This window comes from Acinetobacter sp. 24-47-64, from assembly GCF_057737055.1.
Map to the genome: position 1 here is coordinate 1,168,573 of NZ_CM173215.1, position 20,153 is coordinate 1,188,725.

22 protein-coding genes and 1 tRNA gene are annotated in these 20,153 nt (G+C 38.6%); 17 read left to right on the forward strand and 6 right to left on the reverse strand.

What is annotated here, in order from left to right:
* Positions 1-56: 56 nt before the first annotated feature.
* The 3 genes from AC1M85_RS05550 to AC1M85_RS05560 form a co-directional block, all read right to left on the reverse strand.
* Positions 57-662 carry an alpha/beta hydrolase gene (locus tag AC1M85_RS05550; RefSeq protein ID WP_092767068.1) on the reverse strand — a complete coding sequence of 202 codons (606 nt, stop codon included), beginning with the start codon at positions 660-662 and terminating at the stop codon, positions 57-59.
* A gap of 15 nt (positions 663-677) precedes the next feature.
* On the reverse strand, positions 678-1,694 hold the full coding sequence (locus AC1M85_RS05555) for a sulfate ABC transporter substrate-binding protein (RefSeq protein ID WP_488213712.1): 1,017 nt from the start codon (positions 1,692-1,694) through the stop codon (positions 678-680).
* A gap of 176 nt (positions 1,695-1,870) precedes the next feature.
* A complete protein-coding gene (locus AC1M85_RS05560; protein ID WP_488213713.1) occupies positions 1,871-2,878 on the reverse strand; it encodes a sulfate ABC transporter substrate-binding protein in 1,008 nt (335 codons plus the stop codon).
* 153 nt (positions 2,879-3,031) lie between these two features.
* Here AC1M85_RS05560 and pabC point away from each other — a divergent pair, with 153 nt between their 5' ends.
* The 4 genes from pabC (at position 3,032) to AC1M85_RS05580 (ending at position 6,015) form a co-directional block, all read left to right on the forward strand.
* A complete protein-coding gene (pabC, locus tag AC1M85_RS05565; RefSeq protein WP_180028461.1) occupies positions 3,032-3,841 on the forward strand; it encodes an aminodeoxychorismate lyase in 810 nt (269 codons plus the stop codon).
* Between the two features lie 5 nt (positions 3,842-3,846).
* The gene (gene mltG / locus AC1M85_RS05570) at positions 3,847-4,896 is read left to right on the forward strand and encodes an endolytic transglycosylase MltG (protein WP_488213714.1); all 1,050 of its coding nucleotides are present in this window, start codon (positions 3,847-3,849) and stop codon (positions 4,894-4,896) included.
* A gap of 14 nt (positions 4,897-4,910) precedes the next feature.
* The gene (gene tmk, locus AC1M85_RS05575; RefSeq protein WP_488213715.1) at positions 4,911-5,534 is read left to right on the forward strand and encodes a dTMP kinase; all 624 of its coding nucleotides are present in this window, start codon (positions 4,911-4,913) and stop codon (positions 5,532-5,534) included.
* A 61-nt stretch (positions 5,535-5,595) separates the two neighbouring features.
* Positions 5,596-6,015 carry a PaaI family thioesterase gene (locus AC1M85_RS05580; RefSeq protein ID WP_481590302.1) on the forward strand — a complete coding sequence of 140 codons (420 nt, stop codon included), beginning with the start codon at positions 5,596-5,598 and terminating at the stop codon, positions 6,013-6,015.
* A gap of 36 nt (positions 6,016-6,051) precedes the next feature.
* On the opposite strand, the gene nadB is transcribed toward AC1M85_RS05580, so the two are convergent.
* Positions 6,052-7,683, reverse strand: a complete 1,632-nt coding sequence (gene nadB / locus AC1M85_RS05585; RefSeq protein ID WP_488213716.1) for an L-aspartate oxidase — start codon at positions 7,681-7,683, stop codon at positions 6,052-6,054.
* A 233-nt stretch (positions 7,684-7,916) separates the two neighbouring features.
* On the opposite strand from nadB, the gene AC1M85_RS05590 reads away from it, so the two are divergent.
* The 11 genes from AC1M85_RS05590 (at position 7,917) to AC1M85_RS05640 (ending at position 17,173) form a co-directional block, all read left to right on the forward strand.
* Positions 7,917-9,302 (forward strand): Do family serine endopeptidase, encoded by a 1,386-nt coding sequence (locus tag AC1M85_RS05590; RefSeq protein ID WP_488213717.1) that lies wholly within the window; start codon positions 7,917-7,919, stop codon positions 9,300-9,302.
* Between the two features lie 112 nt (positions 9,303-9,414).
* Positions 9,415-9,876 carry an acyl-CoA thioesterase gene (locus AC1M85_RS05595; RefSeq protein ID WP_488213718.1) on the forward strand — a complete coding sequence of 154 codons (462 nt, stop codon included), beginning with the start codon at positions 9,415-9,417 and terminating at the stop codon, positions 9,874-9,876.
* Positions 9,877-10,039: 163 nt separating this feature from the next.
* Positions 10,040-11,857, forward strand: a complete 1,818-nt coding sequence (lepA, locus tag AC1M85_RS05600; protein ID WP_180028436.1) for a translation elongation factor 4 — start codon at positions 10,040-10,042, stop codon at positions 11,855-11,857.
* A 16-nt stretch (positions 11,858-11,873) separates the two neighbouring features.
* On the forward strand, positions 11,874-12,728 hold the full coding sequence (lepB, locus tag AC1M85_RS05605) for a signal peptidase I (RefSeq protein ID WP_488213719.1): 855 nt from the start codon (positions 11,874-11,876) through the stop codon (positions 12,726-12,728).
* A 25-nt stretch (positions 12,729-12,753) separates the two neighbouring features.
* The gene (locus AC1M85_RS05610; protein WP_481609875.1) at positions 12,754-13,128 is read left to right on the forward strand and encodes a DUF4845 domain-containing protein; all 375 of its coding nucleotides are present in this window, start codon (positions 12,754-12,756) and stop codon (positions 13,126-13,128) included.
* A complete protein-coding gene (gene rnc / locus AC1M85_RS05615; RefSeq protein ID WP_035267179.1) occupies positions 13,100-13,801 on the forward strand; it encodes a ribonuclease III in 702 nt (233 codons plus the stop codon). The genes AC1M85_RS05610 and rnc overlap by 29 nt, the downstream gene beginning before the upstream one ends.
* A complete protein-coding gene (era, locus tag AC1M85_RS05620; protein ID WP_035267178.1) occupies positions 13,798-14,826 on the forward strand; it encodes a GTPase Era in 1,029 nt (342 codons plus the stop codon). Before rnc ends, era begins: the two co-directional genes overlap by 4 nt.
* A gap of 26 nt (positions 14,827-14,852) precedes the next feature.
* Complete coding sequence (locus AC1M85_RS05625) at positions 14,853-15,044, forward strand: NF038104 family lipoprotein (protein ID WP_180028433.1); 192 nt, start codon at positions 14,853-14,855, stop codon at positions 15,042-15,044.
* 12 nt (positions 15,045-15,056) lie between these two features.
* Positions 15,057-15,770: a DNA repair protein RecO gene (gene recO, locus AC1M85_RS05630; RefSeq protein ID WP_092767057.1), complete on the forward strand. Its 714-nt coding sequence runs from the start codon at positions 15,057-15,059 to the stop codon at positions 15,768-15,770.
* A 9-nt stretch (positions 15,771-15,779) separates the two neighbouring features.
* Positions 15,780-16,505 carry a pyridoxine 5'-phosphate synthase gene (gene pdxJ, locus AC1M85_RS05635; protein WP_035267175.1) on the forward strand — a complete coding sequence of 242 codons (726 nt, stop codon included), beginning with the start codon at positions 15,780-15,782 and terminating at the stop codon, positions 16,503-16,505.
* 14 nt (positions 16,506-16,519) lie between these two features.
* The gene (locus AC1M85_RS05640; protein ID WP_488213720.1) at positions 16,520-17,173 is read left to right on the forward strand and encodes a MiaE family protein; all 654 of its coding nucleotides are present in this window, start codon (positions 16,520-16,522) and stop codon (positions 17,171-17,173) included.
* Between the two features lie 87 nt (positions 17,174-17,260).
* Here the strand turns inward: AC1M85_RS05640 and AC1M85_RS05645 are convergent.
* A tRNA-Asn gene (locus AC1M85_RS05645) sits at positions 17,261-17,336 on the reverse strand.
* A 239-nt stretch (positions 17,337-17,575) separates the two neighbouring features.
* On the opposite strand from AC1M85_RS05645, the gene AC1M85_RS05650 reads away from it, so the two are divergent.
* Entirely contained in the window at positions 17,576-18,019 is a 444-nt protein-coding gene (locus tag AC1M85_RS05650) for a hypothetical protein (RefSeq protein ID WP_488213721.1), read from the forward strand.
* Positions 18,020-18,524: 505 nt separating this feature from the next.
* Here AC1M85_RS05650 and AC1M85_RS05655 read toward each other — a convergent pair.
* Positions 18,525-19,751 carry a pyridoxal phosphate-dependent aminotransferase gene (locus AC1M85_RS05655; protein ID WP_488213722.1) on the reverse strand — a complete coding sequence of 409 codons (1,227 nt, stop codon included), beginning with the start codon at positions 19,749-19,751 and terminating at the stop codon, positions 18,525-18,527.
* A gap of 215 nt (positions 19,752-19,966) precedes the next feature.
* Here AC1M85_RS05655 and AC1M85_RS05660 point away from each other — a divergent pair, with 215 nt between their 5' ends.
* On the forward strand, positions 19,967-20,149 hold the full coding sequence (locus tag AC1M85_RS05660; protein ID WP_092767054.1) for a hypothetical protein: 183 nt from the start codon (positions 19,967-19,969) through the stop codon (positions 20,147-20,149).
* Positions 20,150-20,153 lie beyond the last annotated feature (4 nt).

The following is a 20,153-nucleotide window of genomic DNA, read 5'->3' on the forward strand; positions in this document are numbered from 1 at the left end:
TACCGAAATCAATAAGCAATTGAATTGAAAAATTTATCAAGAATAAGTGGCGAACTTTAAATTGCAAATTTGTAATACAACTTGCCATTATCAATACTATTGATATAGTTCGACAGCTTATCATGAATCAAAAAATCGAAGATCTCTGGAAATGGTCCAAATCCTGAATCAACATTAATATGACCAACTTGACCTAAGTTAATCGGTTTTACACCCCATGATTTTGCTAGTTTTTTTGCATCCTCAAAACCTAACCACGGATCATTTTCACTGATGAGCATTTTTGTGGGAACGCTAATCTTAATTTGATGAAAGTAAAAACTATAATCAGTCAAACTCAAACGAGCAAAACCATTCTCACCAAAACGACTTGGATTGGCTGGTGCAACTAAAACCAGTTGTTTAACTTTCTGTGCTATTTCTGGGTGCTGATGCAGAGCAGCGACAGACGTTAAACAGCCAAAACTATGTGCAACAATCTGTACGGGTGCATCTATCTGCGAAATTTTTTCTACAAAACGATGGATCCAATCTGAGAGTAAAGGAAAGTTCCAATCATCTTGTTGAACACGTGAGCATGGCATGACTTGACGTTGCAACCATGATTGCCAATGATTTTCATCACTTCCGCCGACGCCGGGTACAATGAGTGTATGTATCATGTCATGCTCCATTGGTTATTTTTTTGTGTTATTTGCTTTGGTAATTTGGTCAAAAATACCATTATTCTCAAAATGAGCTTTTTGTACTTTCGCCCAGCCACCAAACTCTTGATCAATTGTGACCAATCTCAGTGGCTTAAATGTTGATGAATATTGTTTTAATACAGTTTGATTACGCGGACGATAGAAATTCTTTGCGGCAATATGTTGTCCTTTAGGCGAGTAAAGGAAATTCAAATAACCTTGCGCCAAATATTTATTGCCTGATTTTTCTGCATTTTTTTCAACGATTGCTACAGGTGGTTCAGCAAGTATAGAAAGTGATGGCGTCACGATTTCAAATTTACCGGGTTGTTCACGCAGTGCTAAATGAGCTTCATTTTCCCAAGCAAGCAAAACATCGCCAATACCGCGTTCAGCAAAAGTTGTAGTTGAGCCACGAGCACCTGAATCTAAGACCTTAGTTTGTTTATAAATTTGCTGAACAAATTGTTGTGCTTTGGCGTCATTTCCACCTGGTTGGTGTTTGGCCCATGCCCAAGCCGCTAAATAATTCCAACGTGCGCCACCTGACGTCTTAGGGTTTGGTGTAATAATGTCCACACCCGGTTTTACTAAATCACCCCAGTCTTTAATATTTTTTGGATTGCCTTTTTTGACGAGGAAAACAATTGTGGAAGTGTAGGGTGTTGAGTTATGTGGGAATTTTTTCTGCCAATCTTTTGGTAATAAATCAGTTTTTTCAGCAATCGCATCAATGTCAGCTGCAAGTGCGAGAGTCACGACATCTGCATTTAAACCATCAATGACTGCACGCGCTTGTTTACCTGAACCGCCATGTGACTGACGAAAGTTGACGTTTTGCCCAGTCCGAGATTTCCAATACGCACCAAATTCTTTATTTACTTCTACGTAGAGTTCACGAGTAGGATCGTAAGAGACGTTTAATAAATCTTTAGCGGAAGCATTAAGCGAAGCAGCCGAAACAAAAGCTGCGAGAACCCCAAGTTTTAATTTAGCTGAAAAGCGCATGGCAACCTCAAAAGAAAATATTCTGTTACATGGCGCTAGAATAAATCTAATCTTTATGCATAAAAAATAATTAAAAATGAATTTTATATGAAAAAAAAAGATTTAGATGTGTTATTAAAAAAATGCCGATCATGAATATGATCGGCACGTCATAAGTTAAAGCTTAAATATTGTTTTTATTTATTACTGTTTGCTTTGACAATTTGATCGAATATCCCGCCATTATCAAAATGTTGTTTTTGGACTTTTGTCCAACCTCCAAACTCTTTATCAATCGTGACTAATTTCAGAGGTTTAAACACGGATTGATATTTTGAAAGTACCGTTGCATTTCGTGGTCGATAAAAGTTTTTGGCAGCAATGGTTTGACCAGCTGGAGAATACAGATAATTCAAATAAGCTTTTGCGACATTGAGGTTGCCATCTTTTTGCGCATTTTTCTCAACAATTGCTACAGGGGGCTCAGCAAGAATGGAAAGTGTTGGTGTAATGATTTCAAATTTTCCAGGTTGTTCACGAAGAGCTAAATGTGCTTCATTCTCCCAAGCCAGGAGTACATCTCCAATGCCACGCTCTGCAAAAGTTGTTGTTGCACCACGTGCACCAGAGTCTAGCACTTTAGTATTTTTATAAATTTTTCGTACAAATTCTTGTGCTTTAGCATCGTTACCGCCGGGTTGGTGTTTTGCCCAAGCCCATGCTGCTAAGTAATTCCAACGCGCACCACCTGACGTCTTAGGGTTTGGCGTAATAATTCCAACATCATTTTTAATCAAGTCTCCCCAGTCTTTGATCCCTTTGGGATTGCCTTTTTTGACTAAAAACACGATGGTTGAGGTATAGGGTGTAGAGTTCTGTGGGAATTTTTTCTGCCAGTCTTTTGGTAATAAATTGGTTTTTTCAGCAATCGCATCAATATCTGCTGCGAGTGCGAGAGTCACGACGTCTGCATCTAGGCCATCAATGACCGCACGGGCTTGTTTACCAGATCCACCATGAGATTGTTTAAAATTCAATTCTTGACCAGTCTGCTTTTTCCAATATGCTCCAAACTCTTTATTAAAGTTGTCATAAAGTTCGCGAGTTGGATCATATGAAACATTTAAAAAATCTTTTGCGAGTGTAGAAGCAGAAGTGACTGAAAGTAAAGCTGCAATGACCCCAATTTTAAAACAACGCATCATTATTCCTATGTGTTTGTCGTTTTTTGATGATTTGAGCATAGGGAAATTTTTTAAAATAAAAAAATAAGAAGAAATGAAAAAGTTATGATCAAAACAGCTATTCATTTTGTGAGTGACTTTTTACACTATGAGAACGGAATGAGGTTGCTTGAAATGATCTGTTTAAAAAATGCCAAGCCAATGGATGCAATATCTATTTTTGATCGAGGCTTCCATTATGGAGATGGCTGTTTTACCACGGCGAGAATTCGAAATAATAAAATTGAATTATTTGAACGTCATTTAAAAAGATTGAATACCGCCATTGAGCGATTGTCACTTCAAGCTAATCTTGACTATATTTCTGAGTCTATCCAGTATTTACAGCAAAAGTATGATCAATTAAACGGGACGATTAAAATTGTACTGAGTCGAGGCGAGGGGCAACGAGGATACAGTTTACCTCATCATTCAGCAGATCTTTGGTTGTATTATTATCCGCAAAACGTGACTGATCATCACTATGAAGTCATTGAGAGTGGTTTACTTGAGCGAGTAATGGGTTTAACCATGCCACAATTGGTGGGAATTAAATCACTGAATCGGTTAGAACAAGTGTTACTAAAGCAGGAAGCTGATGAGAAGGGTTTTCAAGAAGCCTTAGTTACAGATGTTCAAGGCTATATTGTTGAAGGAATCAGCAGTAACTGCTTTATACGATTGAATGATACGTGGATTTGTCCTGAACTTCGTTATAATGGCGTTCATGGGGTGATGCGTGCTGAAATTTTGGAGCGTATGAATCATTATGGTATAACGTTCCAAAAAAGAGTAATTGATTTGAATGAACTTCTTCACATTCAAAGTGTATTTTATTGTAATGCGCTCCACCCAATGAAAATCGCCTCTTGCCTTGATGATCGTCGATTAGATACACAAGCGTGTATTGATCTTTTTCACCACCTTCAACTTAATCAGATTTAAAGCTTATGTCCTCTCCTCAGAAATCAACAAAGAAAAAGAACAGCAAGACATCCTTTAAACCTAAAGCGCTTTTATTCATTATTGCAGGTCTAATGTTGCTTGCAACCATGATTCTATCTGCAAGTCTATGGAAGGATTATCCTGTAGAGGGTAAAAAGCAAATGCTCGCGATTAATCATGGTGATACTTACTCACAATTTATTGATCGTTTAGCTAAAAATAAGCAAGTTTCATTTCCCATTATTTTAAAGATTTATCAACGATTCATGATTCATGACAGCATGAAAGCTGGAGTCTATGAGGTCAAAGAGGGAACGAGTGTCCGTCAAGTTCTAGACATGATTTCAAATTCTGAAAATGCACAATTGAATCGAATTTTGGTCATTGAGGGTACAACATTTAAGCAGTTAAAAAATGCGCTTAAGAATGATGAATTGGTGACGAAAGAGCTGGTTCATTTGAGCGATGCAGAAATATTAAAGGAATTGAATATTCCATTTTCACATCCAGAAGGATTGTTTGCGCCAAATACTTATTTTTTTGCAAAGGGTGAAACAGATCGTAAAATTTTAACTGATTTGTATCAACACCAGATGAAGGCGCTAGATAAAGCCTGGGAAAATCGAGCTTCTGATTTGCCGTATAAAAATAAATATGAAGCGCTCATCATGGCATCAATCATTGAGAAAGAAACTAATGTTGATCATGAGTTAGATAAAGTCTCGGGCGTATTCGTTCGTCGATTAAAAATTGGTATGCGTTTACAAACTGATCCAACCGTGATTTACGGTATGGGCGATCAATATACGGGTAACATTACCCGTAAAGATTTAAAAACGCCAACACCATATAACACTTATACGAATTACGGATTGCCACCAACACCGATCGCATTACCAAGTGATAAAGCGATCGAAGCGGCAATGCATCCAGATCATTCTGACTATATTTATTTTGTGGCGACTGGAAATGGAGGTCACAAATTCAGTACCAATCTAGATGACCATAATCGCGCTGTTCAAGAATATCTTGCTGTGATTCGATCTAAAAAGTAAGGGGTAAAATAGACGTGTTTATTAGCTTTGAAGGCACAGAAGGTGTTGGTAAAACGACATTGATTCATAAAATTCGTGACTACTTCCTTGAGCAATCAAAGCAAGTTGTTCTAACTCGTGAACCAGGTGGTACTCCGCTCGCTGAGCAAATTCGTTCCGTACTTCTGACAGTGAATCATGAAGAAAGAATGAGTAATGATACTGAACTATTATTGATGTACGCAGCTCGAGCGCAACATCTGCAACAAGTTATAATGCCTGCACTTGAAAATAGTTCGATCGTGTTATGCGACCGTTTTTGTGATAGCAGTTTCGCGTATCAGTGTGCAGGTCGTGGGTTAAGCCGTGAAAAATTAGCGCTTTTAAACCAAAACTTTGTTCTAAAAATGCCTGACCTGACATTTTGGTTGGATGCTCCGACTGAACTCGGAATGCAACGAGCGCGTGCGCGTGGAGCATTGGATCGGTTTGAACAAGAAAAAGCAGCTTTTTTTGAAAAAGTACGCGCAGGATTTGCTGAATTACATCAGTTAGAACCCAATCGTGTTAAGCGTATTGATGCAACACGAAGTCCTGAGCAAGTATTTAATGATGCAATTGAACGAATTAGTTTATGGAAAGCTGAGCATAAATGCTAATTAAAAGATGCAAATATGATTTATATTGAGTCATTGTTATGGAAGAACGATTAGACTCAATATGATCAGTAATAAAGAAGAAATACTCAAATTCCTACAAACCGAATTTCCACAAAGTCTCCAAAAATGTGAAATAGTGTCAGTAGAGCCACGTGGTGCTACAGTCATTTATCATGTTGATGAAAATGATTTAAGACCTGGAGGGACAGTTTCAGGTCCGACTATGATGACAGCAGCCGATTATGGATTGTATATCGCAATACTCGGAGAAATTGGTATTGTAGGTCTTACAGTGACGACCAATATGAATATAAACTTTCTTAAAAAACCGAAAGGTGGTTGTGACATCAAGGGTGTTTGTAAATTAATGAAAGTTGGCAAAACTCTAGTTGTCGGAGAGGTTTACTTGTACTCTGTTGGGAATGATGAGCCGATAGCTCACGTTACTGGAACTTACTCAATTCCTCCCAAAAGGGCATAAAAAAGCGAGTATGAACTCGCTTTTTTTATTTTGAACTTAAACCTCAACTAAAGGTGTTTCCACTTCAAAATTTGGTGGGGTGAGTACGGTTTTTCGTAATTCTTGCGAAGGCTCAGGATAGTCCAAAGTGTAATGTAATCCGCGTGATTCTTTTCTTTGCATCGCACAACGAATAATCATTTCAGAAACGAGCACAAGGTTACGAAGCTCAATTAGATTTTTACTGACATGATAATCTTGATAATATTCGGTGATTTCATGTTTCAGCATTTCAACGCGGTGTAATGCACGTTCTAAACGTTTGGTCGTTCGTACAATACCTACATAGTTCCACATGGTCTGACGTAACTCATCCCAGTTTTGTAAAATGACAACGTCTTCATCAGGATTCATGACTTGAGAAGCATCCCATTCAGGGACTTCATAGTGATCTATAATATTTTGATGTTGATCTTGAATATGCTTTGCTGCACTCATGCCATATACAAAGCATTCTAAAAGTGAGTTACTTGCCATACGGTTAGCGCCGTGTAAACCTGTATAAGACGTCTCACCAATCGCATATAGACCTTGAATGTCCGTTTGACTATGTTCATCGACTACGACACCACCACAGGTGTAGTGCGCTGCTGGCACAACTGGGATCATATCTTTGGTAATATCAATACCCAGCTCGAGTAGGCGAGCATACAAAGTGGGGAAGTGCTCTTTAATGAACTCAGGGGTTTTGTGGGTAATATCTAGCCATACATGTCGTATACCCAATCTTTTAATTTCGTAGTCGATAGCTCGAGCTACAATATCACGTGGTGCTAACTCTGCACGTTCATCGAAACGAAGCATGAAGCGTTCGCCGTCAGGTAAACGAAGATAAGCGCCTTCACCACGCATTGCTTCAGTAATTAAGAAGGAACGTGCTTGAGGATGATATAAACAGGTTGGGTGGAATTGATTAAATTCCATATTGGCGACGCGGCATCCAGCACGATATGCCATTGCAATACCATCGCCTGTAGCGATATCAGGGTTAGAGGTATATAAATATGCTTTCATGGCACCGCCACATGCCAGTGCAGTAAATGGTGCTAAGAAAGTATGCACTTGCTCGGTTTGCTCATCTAAAGCATATAAGCCTAAAGCACGATTATCCTGATTCAAATGCCCCAGCTTATGCGCTGTAATGAGGTCAATCGCAATGAAATTTTCAAAGATGTGAATATTGTTTTTTTCTTGTGCCCGTTCAACTAAAGTGGTTGAAATTGCTTTCCCTGTTGCATCTGCGGAATGAATAATGCGGCGCTGAGAATGCCCACCTTCACGTGTGAGATGCAAGTTATCTTCATCATCTAGTGTGAATTTAACACCTTGTTTCAGTAAAAAATCAACAGAGGGTTTTCCTCCTTCAACCGTGTGTTGAACAGCTTGTTTTTCACAGAGATAAGCACCTGCAATGAGCGTGTCATCAATATGTTGTTGAATAGAATCCGCCTCATCAAGAACAGCTGCAACGCCTCCTTGTGCATAATACGTGCTGGCATCTTTCAAATGAGATTTTGCTAACACTGCGATATTAAAATGATCAGGTAATGAGAGTGCTAGACTTAAACCCGCACCGCCACTGCCCACAATAATCACATCAAATTGATGCGTACTTGTATTTTTCGGCATTTCCATTCGCAAACTGAATTTTAAAAGTGCGTTAATATGGCTCTTTTTCAAAGCAAAATTCAAGAGTTTGATTGATCAATTTTTTTTTTATGCACTTGAACTATTATTTTTTAATCATATTTTAAGTAAAGTATTGTTTTCTATTAATATAGAAACATTTATTTACGCACAGAGAATTTTGATTGTGCTAAAAATTATTTTATCCAAGAATCATAAATGAGAGTTCACTTAACATGAAAAATCGCGTTATAGCATCAGGACTTTTTGCTGCAGTCTTCACTGCGGCAGTGCAAACTCAAGCGGCGGCTACTGTTGACTTTTCAAATCTTGTAGAGCGAGTAAGTCCGGGTGTCGTCAGCGTGAATGTTGTTAAGAAAATGACACAAGAAGAAATTCTTCAACAACAAGTACCTGAACTACTGAAACGATTCTTCGGCAATCAAATTATTATTCCGCAGCGCCAAGCTCCTCAAGAGAAAACGGGTTTTGGGAGTGCATTTTTTATTAGTCGTGATGGTTACCTGATTACCAACCATCATGTTGTAGAAAATGCTTCACAAATCACCATCATGTTAAATGATCGTCGCGAGATTGATGCCAAAGTTATTGGTAGTGATGAACGTACTGATGTGGCATTACTGAAAGTTGAAGGTACGAACTACCCAGCACTTTCGACTGGGAATATCGACCAATTAAGAGTTGGGGAACCTGTTCTCGCCATTGGCTCACCGTTTGGTTTTGAATACTCGGCATCTGCAGGGATTGTCAGTGCCAAATCAAGAAATATGTTGGGTGAAACATCAGTTCCGTTTATTCAAACCGATGTCGCATTAAACCCTGGTAACTCTGGGGGACCATTGTTTAATCAACAAGGTCAAGTGATTGGTGTGAATTCTCGTATTTTCAGTGGTACTGGCGGATATATGGGATTGTCATTCTCCATTCCAATCGATGTAGCGATGGATGTGGCAGATCAATTAAAGAAAAAAGGTAAAGTTACTCGCTCATATCTTGGTATTCATTTACAAGAGATTGATCGTAACCTCGCAGAAGCTTATAAACTACCAAAACCTGAAGGTGCTTTAATTACAGAAATTGCGCCAAACTCCCCAGCAGAGCGCGCTGGTTTAAAGCAAAATGATATTATTTTGAAATACAACGGAACTGCAATTTCAAGAACGAGTGAGCTACTAAATTACTTAAATAGAACACAGCCAAATCAAAAAATTCAGCTAGAAATCTTGCGCGATGAACGTGTACGTACGATTTCAGCAACACTTGCATCAGCACCAGATGAAACACCAGCACAAGCGCAAAATGTAAGTGAAGCCAAAAAACGCGGACCTACATTAGGTGTTGCGATACGCGAACTTGCACCTGTTGAAAAAACACGTCTTGGTGTTAAAGGTGGTGTCTACATTCAAGAGGTTGTACGCGGAGGTTTGGCGGCACAATCTCGTATTATGGCTGGTGATGTGATCACCTCGATTAATGGTAAGAATGTAAGTACAACACAAGATTTTGTGGAAGCGGTGGCTAATCTTAAAACGAATACAGTTGCACGAGTGGGTATCATCCGTGAAGGGCGAAATGCCATGATCGGATTAAGAATCAAATAAACATAAATTGAATAAAAGGCCTTGCGACAGCAAGGTCTTTTTTATTTAACTCTAAAATTATACTAAACTCTTTTCGAATGTTGATGATGAATACGCAATACAAGGGAATACAGTGAGTACAATCTTTGACCTTAAAATAAAAGCAACAGCACAAGACATTGATATTTTAGGTCATGTGAATAATGTGGTGTATGTAAAATGGATGCAAGATGTTGCAACAGCACATATTCAACAACTGGGTTTAGGGGTTGAGCAATATCTAGAACTCAAACATGCCATGGTTGCAGTTGAGCATCACATGAATTACAGAAAGGCATGTTTTGAAAATGATGAAATTATTTTAAGAACTTGGCTTAATGATTTGAATGCGATGTATTCATTCCGTCAGTACGCTTTTTTTAGACCTTCAGACCAATCATTATTATTTGTGGGAAATACCAAATGGGCCTGTGTAGAGATTGCGACAGGCAGACCTAAACGATTATCTCCAACATTTACTCAAGCTTATCAGCCTATTTCTGAGACAGTAAATCCTTTGGATTTCACTCAAGATTATTCTTTACCCGCTAACTAAAGAATTGCTTGAGTCGAACGAATTAAATATTTCACCACATGGTGTTCATTATTATGAATACTTTGAAAAATCCATCTGCTATAATCGTCCGCAATTTGTTAAACAGCTTTTGCTATGTAGTTTTTATTTCATGCATAGCGCAATTTATTGTTCAAGGTAACCCATGGCGCAAGCTAAAAAATCCGTAAATATCAAAAATATACGTAACTTTTCGATCATTGCTCACATTGATCACGGGAAGTCAACTTTAGCTGACCGTTTTATTCAGACCTGTGGTGGTTTGCAAGATCGCGAAATGCAAGCGCAAGTTCTAGACTCAATGGAGCTTGAGCGTGAGCGCGGGATTACCATTAAAGCTGCATCTGTGACGCTTTATTATACACACCCAAATGGCGAAGAATATCAACTGAACTTTATTGATACACCTGGGCACGTTGACTTCTCATATGAAGTTTCGCGCTCGCTTGCTGCTTGTGAAGGTGCACTTTTAGTTGTTGACGCAGCTCAGGGTGTTGAAGCTCAGTCAGTTGCAAACTGTTATACAGCTATTGAGCAAGGTCTTGAGGTTCTTCCAGTACTTAATAAAATTGATTTACCTCAAGCTGAACCAGAGCGTGTTATTCAAGAAATTGAAGACATTATCGGAATTGAAGCAACTGAAGCACCTACGTGTTCAGCTAAAACTGGATTAGGAATCGAAGGTGTTTTAGAAACACTTGTGAATACCATTCCTGCTCCGACGGGTGACCGTGAAGCGCCGCTTCAAGCTTTAATTATTGACTCATGGTTTGACAACTATTTAGGTGTTGTATCCTTAGTTCGTATTAAGCAAGGTCGGGTGCGTAAAGGCGATAAAATGTTGATGAAATCAACAGGTCAAACGCACATCATTACCTCTGTCGGTATTTTCAATCCTAAACATACAGAAACTGATATTTTAGAAGCAGGTGAAGTTGGCTTTGTGATTGCTGGTATCAAGGATATTTTTGGTGCGCCAGTTGGAGATACGATTACACTTGCTACAACGCCAGAAGTAGAAACTTTACCTGGATTCAAAAAAGTTAAACCACAGGTATACGCTGGTTTATTTCCAATTGATTCGAGTGAATTTGAACCTTTCCGTGAAGCATTACAAAAACTGCAAATTAACGATTCAGCATTATTCTTTGAACCTGAAAGTTCAGATGCATTAGGATTTGGTTTCCGTTGCGGTTTCTTGGGTATGCTGCACATGGAGATTGTTCAAGAACGTTTAGAGCGTGAATATGATCTAGACCTGATTTCATCGGCACCGACTGTAATTTACGAAGCTGTTATGAAGAGTGGTGAGACAGTTTATATCGACAGTCCATCAAAAATGCCAGATGGATCTACTGTAGAAGACCTTCGTGAGCCGATCGCAGAATGTAATATCCTTGTGCCACAAGAATATCTTGGTAATGTAATGACGTTGTGCGTTGAACGACGCGGTGTTCAAAAAGACATGAAATTTATGGCAAATCAAGTAGCCATTACATTTGAGATACCAATGGCTGAAGTCGTTATGGATTTCTTCGATAAATTGAAATCATGTTCACGTGGTTTTGCATCATTAGATTACAACTTCGTCCGTTTTGAGTCTTCTTCTCTTGTAAAAGTAGATGTCTTGATCAACGGTGAAAAAGTTGATGCATTGGCAATGATTTGTCACCGTCAAGATGCGCGTCATCGTGGTATTGCACTTGTAGAAAAAATGAAAGATTTGATTCCTCGTCAAATGTTTGATGTGGCGATTCAAGCTGCGATTGGTGCTCAAATTATCGCGCGTTCAACAGTAAAAGCAATGCGTAAGAACGTATTGGCAAAATGTTATGGTGGTGACGTTTCACGTAAGAAGAAACTTCTCGCTAAACAGAAAGAAGGTAAGAAACGTATGAAGCAGGTGGGTAGTGTAGAAATCCCACAAGAAGCTTTCTTAGCTGTGTTAAAAGTAGAGCGATAACAACAAGGAATATCCCATGGATTTTGATTTTAACCTCATTCTCGTACCTGCAACCCTAATCTTTTTTGGATTATGGTTGCTGGATAAATTGGTGCTCAAACAAAGAGCAACCAAAGGAAAAGGGAATGAAAATTTCATTATTACATGGGCATATGATTTTTGGCCTGTACTTGCAGTTGTGTTAGTGCTGCGTTCATTCTTCTTTGAACCTTATAATATTCCTTCTGAATCCATGGTTCCGGCATTGGAAACGGGTGATTATATCTTGGTGAACAAATATCAATATGGTGTTCGTTTACCGATTAGCAACAACAAAGTCTTGAATGTCAATGAGCCTGAACGTGGTGATGTGGCGGTATTTAGATATCCACCAAACCCATCAATTAGCTATATTAAGCGTATTATTGGTTTACCTGGTGATCATATCGTTTTTGAGAATAATCAATTAACCATCAATGGTGAAAAAGTTGTAACGGAATCGGCTGAATTTAATCGTGAAAAAGATGTTTCAGACACGCCAAATTCAATTTATCATTATGAAACTTTAGGTGATCATAAGTATTTGGTTCGTAATTTGGAAGGTCAAAACCCGATTATTGCGCATTTCAATTATGCACAAACCAAACAAGATCTTCCTTATGTTGCCACTGCGAATGATCGCTTTGTGAGAACAAATGGTCAAAGCTGGGAAGTAACTGTTCCGAAAGGATATTACTTTGCCATGGGTGACAACCGTGATCAGAGTGCTGATAGTCGAATCTGGGGATTCGTACCTGAGGCAAATTTAACAGGACAAGCAATTTATGTATGGATGCATAAAGAAGCTGGTTTGAAATTGCCATCATTCAGTCGTAATGGTCAAATTCAGTAATCTTTAAATATATGGATAATAAAAAATGCGTAACACTCAACGTGGTGCATCGTATACAGCGATTTTATTAGGGGTAATTGTTGCGGCATTTGGACTTAAAGTGCTCGTAACATTGTGGCAGCCTTATTGGGATGACCGACTAATCAATCAATTGATTGAAGAACAAGTTGCAATCAGCTCAAAGGCGACAACACCACAACAGTTTGCTTCAACAATGGGGCAGAAGTTTAGCATGAACAATATCCGTGACATTGAGTTCAAAGATATTGCGACTGTCAAATCTAAACAAGGTTTACAAGTGACAAAGAAATATGAAGTAAGAAAGCCATTCTTATTTAATATTGATTTAGTCCTCACATTCGAGAAAAGTTTTGATCAAAGGTCAGTTCAAAGTAAGTGATTCTCGCTTACTGAGTCGCATCGGTTATCAGTTTAAGAAAATTGAATTACTTCAACTTGCGTTGACACACCGATCGGTTAGCCATAAACATAACTATGAACGCCTAGAGTTTCTAGGCGATTCATTGTTAGGTATGATTATTGCCAATTACCTTTATCATGCTTATCCACATGAAAACGAAGGTCGTCTGACGCGTATGCGAGCTACTTTGGTTCGACAAGAAGCGTTAGGCAAAATTGCAACAGATTTGAAACTTAGTCAGAGTTTAATACTCAGTACTGGTGAATTAAAATCTGGTGGTCATCATAGAGAGTCGATACTCGCTGACACAGTCGAAGCGATTATTGGTGCAATCTATACTGATAGCCAAGATTTAAAGTTGTTAGAATCAATTGTGTTGAAATGGTATGAACCTTATTTAGATCATATTGAACCAACAGATCAATTGAAAGATCCTAAGTCCCGTTTACAAGAGTATCTTCAAGCTCGTAAAAAACCTCTCCCAGTGTATGAGGTTGTTGATATTCAGGGTGATGCACCAAACCAACATTTTAAAGTGGAATGTATGGTTGAAGGCTTGCCAAAATGTATGGGTGAGGGTTCAAGTCGTCGTTTTGCTGAGCAAGCAGTAGCGGCGGAAATTTTAAAATTTTTGGAGCAAAAGTCTTCATGACTACTCATTCCGATCACATCGATGCTGATCACGAGTCGCAAGACAGCGGCAATGATTTAATCAATCAATTTTTTAGTTCTCAAGGTACTACAATTCCCTCAGACTACAAAAGTGGCTTTGTAGCAATTGTAGGTCGTCCGAATGTAGGTAAATCTACATTAATGAACCATATTTTGGGTCAGAAGCTTTCGATTACGTCTCGTAAGCCTCAAACAACTCGACACAAGATTGTGGGCATTGATACGCGTGAGAAATCTCAGGCAGTATTTGTTGACACCCCTGGAATGCATAAAAAAGAAGTCCGTGCTATCAATAAAATGATGAATCGTGCAGCTCATTCAGCCTTGCGTGATGTAAATCTTGTACTGTTTGTTGTAGACGCTGACAAATGGACTCAAAATGATGAATTAGTCCTTGAGAAGCTCAAAAATGCCGAAATGCCTGTCATCTTGGTCATTAATAAATTGGATACATTTGAGAATAAAAATCAGGCATTACCATTAATTCAAGAGCGTACTAAATTAATGAATTTTGCTGAGATCGTTCCAGTATCGGCATTGCGTGGCGCTAACCTTGATCATCTTCGAGATACGATCGAAAAATACTTACCGTTTCAACCACCATTGTATGCACTAGATCAACTCACAGATCGTTCTGAACGCTTCTTAGCTTCTGAAATTATTCGTGAAAAAATCATGCGTCAACTGGGTGAAGAGCTTCCATATGATTTAACGGTTCAAATTGAATCGTTTAAAACAGAAGAAGCGACTTTAAATGAGAAAACTGGTCGTATGAAGCCTGCTTGTACCTATATTGATGCTACGATTTTTGTTGATCGCCCTGGGCAAAAAGCGATTGTCATCGGTGAAAAAGGATCAAAGTTGAAAAAAATTGGTATGGATGCACGTGCTGATATGGAAAAAATGTTCGAAGAAAAGATCATGCTCACCCTTTGGGTTAAAGTCAAAGGCGGTTGGTCTGATGATGAGCGTGCATTAAAAAGCCTAGGGTATAGTGATATCTAAGGATTAAACGGTTATAGGAGCTGATGATGATGAAGATGGTTGCGATAATTGTATGTGCTTTGGTTTTACAAGGTTGCATTCATAAAGTTGTCACAGTTCCTGTAAAAGTTGCGTATAAAACCACCAAAGGAGTCGTCAAAGGTACTGCAGCAGTAGTTGGGGCTGTTATTCCCGATGGTGATGACGATGATGAAAAAGAACTAAAGAAAGATAAATAATAAGATTAGTCGATGCGAAATGAACTTTTGCATGGATACTTAATCCATCATCGAAAGTATCGAGAGCGGAGTCATATTGTCCATTTATTCACTGAAGAGTATGGACGAGTTGACGGCATACTAAGACAACCTCCACCACCGCAATATCAGCCTATCGCACTCCAAGCGACAGGTAAGTCTGAATTAAAAAATTTCACAAAATTAGAAATTGTTAATCATCCTATTTTTTTTCATGGAGATGCATTCTTTTCAGGATTTTATTTAAATGAAATCTTATTGAGATTATGTCCATTAGAAGAGGCAATGCCAGATACTTTTGCACAGTACCACAAGACATTAGAAAGTTTACAAAAATTAGCTCAACATTCAAATCCTAACGAATTCTTGAAGCAAATTCTTCGTCAATTTGAATACGTACTTCTAGAAGAGCTTGGTTATGCGATTGATTACTCGATAGATGCACACCAAAATGAAATTTTAACTTCACAAAAATATCAATTTCAATTAAACGAAGGCTTCATACCAGTTCAGTATTCAAGTGCCGCTACACTGACAGGTGAGCAAATTCGCAGCATGATAAATTATGAAAATGGTACAGATTTCAACGCTGAACAGTTACAATTGTTGAATAAATTATATCGTCAAATGATTACTTCATTATTGGGTGATCGCCCACTAAAAAGTCGTCAATTGTGGATTCAAAACGCTCAATCAAAATCAAATTAGGAAAATGTTATGGCTGCATTGCTTGGTGTGAACATTGATCATGTTGCAACTCTAAGACAGGCTCGAGGCACACGCTACCCGGATCCAGTACAGGCAGCACTAATTTGTGAAGAGGCAGGGGCTGAAGGCATTACATTACATTTACGTGAGGATCGTCGTCATATTCATGATGATGATGTCCGTCGCATGCGCCCTGTACTTAAAACACGCATGAACCTTGAAATGGCAGTGACAGATGAGATGGTGGCATTTGCTAAAGAAATAAAGCCGCATCACGTGTGTTTTGTGCCTGAAAAGCGTCAAGAAGTCACGACCGAAGGTGGCTTAGATGTTGTTGGTAATTTTGAGGCTGTTAAGTCTGCTACACAGGAATTAGCAGCGATTGGATGTGATGTATCGTTATTTATCGATGCTGATATTGAACAAATTGATGCTGCAATTGCCTGTGGTGCGCCAACTATTGAGATTCATACAGGTGCTTATGCAGATGCTGAAACAGAAGAAGCACAGCAGGTAGAGTTACAACGTATTATCCGTGGAACAGAATACGCTGCTGCTAAAGGTTTGGTCGTAAATGCTGGGCATGGACTTAATCTTGACAATGTTGCTCCTATTGCAGCAATTCCTCAAATACACGAATTGAATATTGGACATTCTCTGATTGCCGATGCTGTTTTCAAAGGACTTACGCAAGCAGTTCAAGATATGAAAGCAGCAATCAAAGCTGCACGATAAGATTGATGAGTACTATGTCAAATATTGATTATGATGAATTAATGAAGCCTGTCATAAGCTTCCTTGGTTGCGAAACTCCACAAGCTTGGTTAGATGAGGCTGTAAATAATCTTGATATTTTGATGCAAGATCATGCGAACTGTGAAAAGAAAGCAGCCAGTACAGCCATGAATCTCATGTTTAGATACAGCTTTTTTGTAGATTTACAAGTTAAGCTCGCTCAATTAGTGCGTGAGGAAATGCTGCATTATGAGCAGGTTTTAGAGTTTATGAACAAGCGCGGGCAGCAATGGGTTGGTTTAAGTGCTGGGCGTTATGCGGGTGGCTTACGCAAAGAAATTCGGACGTATGAACCAGAAGCGCTAATTGATGTTTTAATTATTGGTGCGTTTGTGGAAGCACGCTCATGTGAACGTTTTTATGCATTAGCGCCTAGAGTCGATGAGGAATTAGGGCGCTATTATCGCTACTTACTAAAATCTGAATCACGCCATTATGAGGATTATTTGGCTCTAGCTCTGGATGTGGCTAAAACTGCGAAATTGAAAGATCCTGAGGAGGATATTCAAAGTCGTATAGAGCACATTCGTGAAGTTGAAAAGCAACTCATCTTAACACCTGATGAAACCTTCCGTTTTCACAGTGGAGTTCCAGTAAAAGCAGCTTAAAATATGGTTGAGAAAATCCTCCCAAATGGGGGATTTTTTTGGCATAAAAAAAAGCCCAAGTCTTAAATGCTTGGGCTTTTTAGTATTTGGCTCTCCAACCTGGGCTCGAACCAGGGACCTGCGGATTAACAGTCCGTCGCTCTACCGACTGAGCTATTGGAGAATCTGAATGCGATTATAAGGGGATTTAAGATTGGGTCAAGTGTAAATTGCCATACAATTGTCACTTTTGAGCCGCATGTTGTTTATTTGCTCAAATAAAATGTTTTTTTTTAATTTACTTGCCAATTTAGAATGAGCTTGTTAGATTTATTTAACAACAGAGCGCTTGAAACAGAGTTTTAAGCAGTGTGGATTTATACCAACTTGCCAGCACTAAATGGCTAAAATAGGAGAAAGCGAATGAATACGCTTACCATTTCTCAGATCTTTTCTAATCTTGAATTCTATAAACAAAATTACCTGTCTATCTTAAATTCGCCTAGTTCTTATTTCACTGAAGTCGAGGGCGCGATAGTTGATGTATTTCCTTTTAAAAAACATCATCTGGTTTTGGGTGAGTTATTGCAGTTGTGGTTTTCTGAAAAATGGTCTGTTGATCACGATCAATCATTCACGCTTGAACAATATTTGGCAGCAAATGATTTAACATCTAACGTAAATAAAGTCTATATCTACTCCATAAAAGGGAATGCTATTCTTGGCACGAATAAATCGCTTGCTTGGTTAAATGAGTCGAATGCGGTGAGCGAGATTTTATTAAAGTCACCACTTAAATATTATGTTGAATGCCTAAGTTGTTCTCGTCCTTCAAAGCATTTGTTTAATAAACAGCTTACAGTTTAGGCAAAGTTTCACAAGTTAAATCTGAAATTGTTGAATGAATTGATTTTTTTTTAAATATAGTCCAAGTTAGCCTGTGTCATTTTATCTTCTTTAGTAGGGTGAATTGGTTTTTCTAGAACTTATTTTTCATTAATTAAATCCCATATTATGGTTACTTAGATCAGTTCCAACTTCTATATGATGGTGCAAAGCATATCTATAAATGGGATTTTTCAGTGATAAATATGATGTTTCAGATTGGGCTATCGATACTATGAATAGTGTATAAAGCTTAATTTATCAGCGGGCTACTTAGACAACTGTTGGATCATGTTTGAGTTGCTTTTTAAAAAATCTCTGACTTTTATCCAATCCTAAAAGCACACTTTTTTCGCTTCAGTGAGCGAGCGTACTAAACAAAAGGTTTTATGTTGCGTATTGGGTTATGTAGGTGCATGAAGGGGTTTAGATTTAATAAAAAAAACCCGCGAAAATCGCGGGTTTTTGATCTGATTAATTTATCAGATTATTTTTCAGCTGCGATAGAAGCAATTGCTGCATCTACGCCTTCGATTGAGTCAGCTGCTTTTTTGATACGTGCAAGCGCATCAACCAATACTTCATCTGCTGTTGCATATGAAATACGCATATAACCGCCTAAACCGAATGCATCACCAGGAACAACCGCAACACCAGTTTCTTCCAATAACCATGCAGAGAATTCTGTGCAAGATTTTAAACCTTTTGCACGGATCAATGGACGAATGTTTGCATAAGCATAGAATGCACCGTCAGCAGGTAAGCATGTAATGCCTTTGATATCATTCAAGCCATTAACAACCAAATCATGACGGCGTTTGAAAGCTTCAATCATTGGTTTAAGTACATCTTGAGGACCATTCAATGCAGCTTCTGCCGCAACTTGCGAAATTGAAGTTGGGTTAGAAGTAGATTGTGATTGAATTTTCTTCATTGCGCCGATTAATTTAGCAGGACCTGCTGCATAGCCGATACGCCAACCTGTCATTGCATATGCTTTAGATACACCGTTGAGAATGATTACGCGATCGTAAAGATCTGGTGCAACTGTAGCAATGTTATAAAACTCGTCGTCCCAACGAATTGGTTCGTACATATCATCAGAAGCAACATATACTTCAGGATATTTACGAAGAACTTCAGCTAATGCTTCTAATTCTTCTTTGGTATAAATCATACCTGTTGGGTTAGATGGGCTGTTTAAAACAACTAGGCGAGTTTTATCAGTAATTGTAGCTTCTAATTGAGCTGGTGTGATTTTGAAACGTTGTTCTTCACCACATTTAACAATAACTGGCACACCTTCTGCGATGATCACCATATCTGGATAGCTTACCCAGAATGGAGCAGGGATGATTACTTCATCGCCTTTATTTAACAATGCAAGCGCAAGGTTAAAGAATGATTGCTTACCGCCACAAGAAACGAGAATCTGGTTAGCAGCATAATCAAGGTTATTATCACGTTTTAATTTAGCGATAATTGCTTTTTTAAGACCTGGCGTACCGTCAACTGCGGTGTATTTAGTGAAACCGTTGTTAATCGCTGCAATTGCTGCATCTTTGATGTGTTGTGGTGTATCGAAATCCGGTTCACCTGCACCTAAGCCAATAACGTTTTTACCAGCAGCTTTAAGTTCTGCAGCTTTATTGGTCACAGCAAGCGTTGGGGACGGTTTGATGGCATTGACACGATCAGAGAGACGTACGTCCACGGCAGTATTCCTTCTTATAGGGATTAAAAAATAAAAAGCACACTATCTTAGCTTAAATTGAATGTTTTAGTCGTCCAATATCTAGGCAAATTAGCAAAAAATCACGAAATTCACCGAATTTTAATGCAATGATACATATCCACATTAAACAACGTGGGTCGCATAAAAAAACAAATTTCCGTACAATAGCGTTAGATTGAAATGAGTAGTCTCAAATGAGTTCGGAAAATTCTCCCAAAAAGAAGCCTGTAGTGAATCTTCCATTTCCTATCAAGCAAGTGAATGACGCAAAGCAAGCTGATGAAGAAATCGAAGTTCTACGTCCAAAGCCTCAGCGCTATGCTGATCGCACATGGATGCCACCACGTGGTACACGTCGCTCGATGGGTAAAAGATAAAAAA